The following is a 6,067-nucleotide window of genomic DNA, read 5'->3' as shown; positions in this document are numbered from 1 at the left end:
TAGGGCAGAACGGGATTCACCTCGTGGGTGACGAACAGGACCGCGGTGCCCGATTCCCGCCGCCGCTGGTCGATGAGGGACGAGATCAGCCTGGCGTTGGCCGGATCGAGGTTCAGCAGCGGCTCGTCGCACAACAGCAGCGCCGGGTCGGTGGCGAGCGCCTGCGCGATGCGGACACGTTGCAGTTCGCCGCCGGACATCACCCCGACCGGGACCTCGCCGAGCTTGACGCCGTTGACCTGTTCGAGGGCGCGGCGCACCGTGGCTCGTTTCGCTGACCGTTGCCGAGGGCTGGTGATTCCCCAGCGGTGTCCGTCGTACCCGAGCCCGACGAGGTCGCGTCCACGCAGCGTCAGGCCGCCGTCCATCGAACGGTGTTGGGGGACATAGCCGATGCGCCCGCTTCCGAGACCGACGCGGTCACCCGCCACCTTCGCGGTGCCCCCGCTGAGCGGCAGCTGACCGAGCAGCACCTTCAGCAGGGACGTCTTGCCGGTGCCATTGGGGCCGAGGACCGCGATGAACTCTGCGGCCCGGACCGTCAGGTCGAGGTGATCCCACAGGACGCGGCCACCGAAGGCCAGCCGCGCGCCGGTCAGTTCGACGACGGGAGGGGTATCAGGCGCCACGGATAGACATCATCGCGTCACGGCGGGGGCGCGGTCCAACTGGTTGGCGAGGTCCTCGACCGTCTTGCGCTGCCAGGCCAGGTAGTCCAGGCCGTCCTGCAGCGTCTCGGTCACCGTGACGATCGGCACGCCTGCGGCGCGGGCGGCGTCCTGGATCTGGTTGGTGACGGGGGTTTCGGTCTGCTTGTTGACGACGACGGCCGACACCTGGTGCCCGTTGATCAGGTCGAGCATGGCTGCGACGTCGACGGGGGCGGGGTCGTCACCCTCCTCGACGGCGCTGGCGAAGGACGTTGGCGTTCGGTCGGCGACACCGGCGTTGGCCAGCAGGTAGTGCGCGACGGGTTCGGTCGCGACGACCGCGGCGCCGGGATGCTTCTGCCCGATCTGGCGTTCGGCGGCCGCGATGGCGTCGGCCTCCGCGCCGAAGGCGGTGGCGTTGTCGCGGTAGGCGGTGGCGTTGGCGGGGTCGTCGGTGGCGAGCTGCTCGGCGATGCGTTCGGCGACGGCCTTCGCGGTGGCGAGATCGTAGAAGACGTGCTCGTTCGCAGGCTCGCCATCGGGCTGGTTCGGGGTCAACGAGTAGGCGTCGACCGTCGTGAGCCCGGGCTGCGCCTCGAGGACGTCGTCGACCCAGTGGTCGTAATGGCCGCCGTTGTAGACGACCAGGGCGGCGTCGGTGATCGCGGCCGCATCGGCAGGGGTGGCCTCGTAGGAGTGGGGGTCGTCGACGGCGCTGTTGAGGATCGAGGTGACCTTGGCGTGGTCGCCGGCGACTGCGCTGGCGACGCTGCCCCACACGTCGGTGGAGGCGACCACGTTCACCGTTTTCGGCCCAGTCGCCTCGGATGACGAGTCGGACCCGCACGCGGTGGCGGTGAGCGCGATGAGGGTGGTGCCCAGCGCTCCGAGAACGATGGCGGGCCGAAGGAGCTTGCGACGAGGCACGGTTTGGATCTCCTTAACACTAATGAAAACCATTTCCAGTAATGTAACCCATGGTGGTCGATCGGCGAAACGACGGTCGTGAGAGCGACGCACCACCCCCGTGAGCGGCCCTGTTGACGGGGCGAAAGTGACCGCATCGGCTAGCGTCATGGACCATGTCCAGAGGTCCTGCGCCGCGACGACGGGCAACACTGGCATCGTTGGCCGCCGAGCTGAAGGTTTCGCGAACCACGATCTCCAATGCCTACAACCGTCCGGATCAGCTCTCGGCCGACCTGCGTGAGCGAGTGCTGGCGACCGCCAAGCGACTGGGCTACGCAGGCCCCGATCCGGTGGCGCGGTCGTTGCGAACGCGGCGGGCTGGCGCCGTCGGCCTGATCCTCACCGAACCACTCAACTACTCGTTCAGTGACCCGGCAGCGCTGGACTTCGTGGCGGGCCTCGCCGAGTCGTGTGAGGCCGCCGGGCAGGGGCTTCTGCTGGTCGCGGCGGGCCCCAACCGCAGCGTGGCCGACGGCACCGCCGCAGTGCTGTCCGCTGGCGTCGACGGCTTCGTCGTCTACTCGGCGTCCGACGACGACCCGTACCTGCCGGTGGTGGCGCAACGCGCGCTGCCGATGGTGGTGGTCGACCAACCCAAGAACGTGCCAGGCGCGTCGCGCGTCGGCATCGACGATCGCGCGGCCATGCGCGGCGTCGCGGAGTACGTGATCGGGCTGGGCCACCGCGAACTCGGGTTGCTGACGATGCGGCTCGGCCGCACCTGGCCCCACGAAGACGGGCCTGCCATCGCCGATCCGGACCGTGTGACGAACCCCCACTTCCAGGTTCAGCACGAGCGCATCCTCGGGGTCCACGACGCGATGAAGTCGGCTGGGCTGCAACCAGATTCGCTGACCGTGGTGGAGAGTTACCAGCACCGGCCGACGTCTGGCGGGGCGGCCGCCGAGGTGGCGTTGGACGCCAATTCGCGAATTACGGCACTGATGTGCACCGCCGACGTCCTGGCCCTGTCGGCGATGGACTACTTACGCGCACACGGCATCTACGTGCCTGGGCAGATGACGGTGACCGGCTTCGACGGGATCCCCGACGCCTTGGCGCGCGGTTTGACGACGGTCAAGCAACCAGGTGTCGAGAAGGGGCGCCGAGCCGGGTACCTGTTGCACAATCCGCCGCGCTCGGGAATTCCGGTGATCGAGGTGCTCGAAACCGAACTGGTCCGCGGGCGCACCTCGGGTGCGCCCGTTTATAAGTCCGTCAGCGACCGGTCCGCCCGCCACCGGTCGACCACGGGCTTCACCCCGTCGACGAGCATCGGCAGTTCGGGTGCCATGGAGAGGCAGGCGACCACCGCGAGTCGGGCGGCCGCCTCGGTGACTCGCAGCACTCGCTCGTCGAGCGTGCGCAGACCCAGTGCCGCGGCTGCCGAGTCGTATGCGGCGACGGCATCCGGACCCACCATCGCCAGGTCGGATTCGACCGCACCCAGGGTGACCAACTCGAAGTCCGACCACAGCACCCCATCGGGGGTGGTGATCATGTTGTGGTAGGGCGCATCACCGTGGATCGGCTGGATGTCGGCGTCCGGGAAGGCCGACTCGAAGGCGGCGCGGGACGTCAGTACCGGCGCGATGATCTCCCATTCCCGTTGGGCCCGTTGAAGATCGGCAGTAGCAACGAGGCCGGGTAGTCGCTCCAGCGCGGCCAAACCCTCCGGTATGTACGTGCCGAACGGCGCCCAGAATCCCAGCTCGCCGTCGTAGTCGCGCAGTGCGGCGTGCAGTCGGGCGGTTTGGCAGGCCCGCTCGATCATGTCGGGTTCGGTGTGTACCTGTTCGACGAACTGCCAGAACGTCATCGAGAAGCCATCGCGCCGAACGGGTTCGGGAGGCATCAGCGGGCTCGGTGGCACCACGGGGTGACCACCGTCGGCCAGCCAGCCTGCCACGGCGAGCTCCGACTGTTGTTGCGCCGTCTGAGTTTCGGGGTTCAGTGCGTACGACGGGGGGAGAACGGTCGGCACCCTGACCACGACGGGTGCCGGGACGAGGTGCACGATCACCGAGAACACGTCGTAGAGCACGCGCGGTTCGTCCACCCGCAGCCCGAGCTCCCTGCCCGCGGCCGTCGCGGCGGCCACGGCGCGCGCGGTTCGGGCGGAGATCTCGTCCTGGGTCAGCACGTCAGCTTCGCCGCGACTCCAACAGATACTGCAGCGCGTCGGCGACGTCGTCCGGCGAGTCGACGCGGTACGCCGCCAGCGTCTCGCCGGGCCCGACCTTGACCCCGACGTCGCCGTCGCGCAGCCGGCGGAACGCCTTCTCGTCGGTCACGTCGTCCCCGAAGAACACCGCTGCCGTGGCGTGGTTCTCGTCGCGGATGATGTCGATGGCCTCACCCTTGTCGGTGGAGATGACGGCAAACTCCAGCACCGACTTGCCCTCGGTGAGTTCGACACCGGTCGCCTGGCCGACCGCGTGCGCCGCACCGAGTGCCGTCCGGCCGTCGGCGGCCGACGCGTTGCGCACGTGCAACGCCACGCTGGCCGGCTTCGATTCGACCGTCACGCCTGGACGGTCCTCGGCGATCGCGTGCAGCTCGGAGGTGATCCTGGCCAACAGTGCCTGGTCCACCTCGTGCGCGAACCCGGAGTCGAACTCGGCACCGTGACTGCCGACCAGATGCACGCTGGAGGGCATCCCGGAGTAGTCCCTCAGGACGGCCAGCGCGCGTCCCGACACCAGCACCACGGACGTCGAGGGCAGCTCGGCGAGTGCGGTCAATGCCTCCGCTGCACGAGGCAGCGGGCGGGCGTCGGCGGGATCGTTCACGATCGGGGCGAGGGTGCCGTCGAAGTCCGAGGCGACCAGCAGATGCGTCGTCCCTGCGGTCGAATCGAGTGCGTTCAGGAGGTCAGCCGGTAGTTGTCCCACTACTCAGATCTTAGGGTGCTCCCCGTCGCCGATCAGCAGTCGCACGGCCAGATCGAGGCGCTTGCTGACGTCGGTTGCCGAGGCTCGCCGCGTCAGCCAGGCAAGCAGGTTCGACAGCCAGACGTCGGAGATCACCCTGGCGATGTGGAACTGATCCTCGGTGGGCTCGCCGTCGCTCATGGCGCGGGCGAACATGGAGTCCATCAACTTGCCGACGTGATCAACCTCACCCGCGGCAGAAGCGTCGGCGAATACGAACGCGCGCGTCATGGCCTCGGTCAGCAGAGGGTTGCGCTGCATCGAGCGGTTGAGCTTGCCGACCATGATGTTGAGGCGTTGGTACGGGGTGCCGCCCGTCAGGGAGGCGCGGTCGGTCTTGGCGTCGATGCGCTCGAACTCGCGACCGAGCGCGGACACCAGGAGGTGCACCTTCGAGGGGACGTACCGGTACAGCGTCCCGACGGCGACGTCGGCGCGCTCGGCGACGGCACGCATCTGCACCGCTTCGTAACCGCCCTTGGATGCGATCGCGAGGGTGGCGTCGAGGATGCGCTTGCGTCGCTCGCGCTGTGCTTCGGAGCCGAGTTCGGACTCGGCCAGAACGGCCACGTTCATCACCCGACGAGGGCCGGCGGTCGAGTCGGAACCCGAGCCGGAACGTGTAACTGGTGGGATCGACGAGCCGGACATACTCCCGCCCTCTCCTTCTCCTCGCACACTGGGGGAAAACGATACGCACCGCGTTTCATGTTCTCCCACCTCCGTGCCCCCGAGACACCGGCGTGTCCTGCTCGAATGGCGGTCGACTTGACGTTCGATCGCTGTCACCATTAGAACACGTTCTAGTGGGAAGCATCGCCTTCTCGCCCAAGGCTAGGAGGCCGAAGATGGCACAGTCCGCCGTTGCGGTGTCGATTCCCGGCACCGATGATCAGTTTGCTGCGCGCGAGATGGTGCGTGACTGGGCGGCGAGCTCGAAGGCGATCGAAGCCTCGCGTGCCATCGAGCAGGGCACGCCCGAGGCGTGGCGTGGACCTTACGACGGCCTGGCGCAGCTGGGGATCTTCGGCGTCGCGATCGCCGAGGGTCTCGGCGGCGCAGGCGGCACGGTCGAGGATCTCTGCGCGATGGTCGACGAGGCCGCCGCCGCGCTGGTACCGGGACCGGTGGCGCCGACGGCGCTGGCGACTCTGGTGATCACCGACGAGAGCCTGCTGGACGCACTCGCGTCCGGCGCGCGAACCGCGGGCGTCGCGCTGCGGTCGGACATCGTCCTCGACGGCGGTACGGCCACGGGTACGGCGCCGTTCGTGCTCGGCGGACTGCCCGACGCGGTGCTGCTTCTGCCCGCGGGGGAGCAGTGGATCGTCGTGGATGCCGCCGCGGACGGCGTCACCGTGGAACAGCTTGAGGCGACTGATTTCTCGCGGCCGCTGGCGCGGGTGCGACTGGAGTCGGCAACGGCGACGGTGCTCGACACGTCGGCCGAACGCCTGACCGATCTCGCAGCAACGGTGCTGGCGGCCGAGGCCGCGGGGCTCGCCAGGTGGATGC

General features: G+C 68.7%; 6 protein-coding genes and 1 pseudogene. 2 read left to right on the top strand and 5 right to left on the bottom strand.

The annotated features are described in order from the left end of the window. Both ABW137_RS33775 and ABW137_RS33770 read right to left on the bottom strand, forming a co-directional pair. Positions 1-629: metal ABC transporter ATP-binding protein (locus ABW137_RS33775; RefSeq protein WP_526406970.1), on the bottom strand; the 629-nt coding region annotated here is incomplete at its 3' end. A gap of 9 nt (positions 630-638) precedes the next feature. Further along, entirely contained in the window at positions 639-1,577 is a 939-nt protein-coding gene (locus ABW137_RS33770; RefSeq protein WP_526406969.1) for a metal ABC transporter solute-binding protein, Zn/Mn family, read from the bottom strand. A 155-nt stretch (positions 1,578-1,732) separates the two neighbouring features. Between ABW137_RS33770 and ABW137_RS33765 the strand changes: the two are divergent. Further along, positions 1,733-2,824: pseudogene (locus ABW137_RS33765) on the top strand (LacI family DNA-binding transcriptional regulator); the annotation flags it as partial. A 2-nt stretch (positions 2,825-2,826) separates the two neighbouring features. On the opposite strand, the gene ABW137_RS33760 reads toward ABW137_RS33765, so the two are convergent. The 3 genes from ABW137_RS33760 to kstR are packed head-to-tail and all read right to left on the bottom strand — an operon-like array spanning position 2,827 to position 5,122. Beyond that, positions 2,827-3,762, bottom strand: coding sequence for an aminoglycoside phosphotransferase/kinase family protein (locus tag ABW137_RS33760; protein WP_526406967.1), 936 nt, complete (start codon positions 3,760-3,762; stop codon positions 2,827-2,829). Between the two features lies 1 nt (position 3,763). Beyond that, complete coding sequence (gene otsB / locus ABW137_RS33755) at positions 3,764-4,513, bottom strand: trehalose-phosphatase (protein WP_526406965.1); 750 nt, start codon at positions 4,511-4,513, stop codon at positions 3,764-3,766. A gap of 3 nt (positions 4,514-4,516) precedes the next feature. Then, the gene (gene kstR, locus ABW137_RS33750) at positions 4,517-5,122 is read right to left on the bottom strand and encodes a cholesterol catabolism transcriptional regulator KstR (protein ID WP_526406963.1); all 606 of its coding nucleotides are present in this window, start codon (positions 5,120-5,122) and stop codon (positions 4,517-4,519) included. A gap of 278 nt (positions 5,123-5,400) precedes the next feature. Between kstR and ABW137_RS33745 the strand changes: the two genes are divergently transcribed. Next, a partial coding sequence (locus ABW137_RS33745) for an acyl-CoA dehydrogenase family protein (RefSeq protein WP_526406961.1) occupies positions 5,401-6,067 on the top strand: 667 nt, incomplete at its 3' end.

Origin of the sequence: Mycobacterium sp., assembly GCF_040509115.1 — a bacterium.
GTDB lineage: Bacteria > Actinomycetota > Actinomycetes > Mycobacteriales > Mycobacteriaceae > Mycobacterium.
Note: the sequence above shows the minus strand (reverse complement) of the source record. Positions and strands in the feature narration are given on the sequence as shown.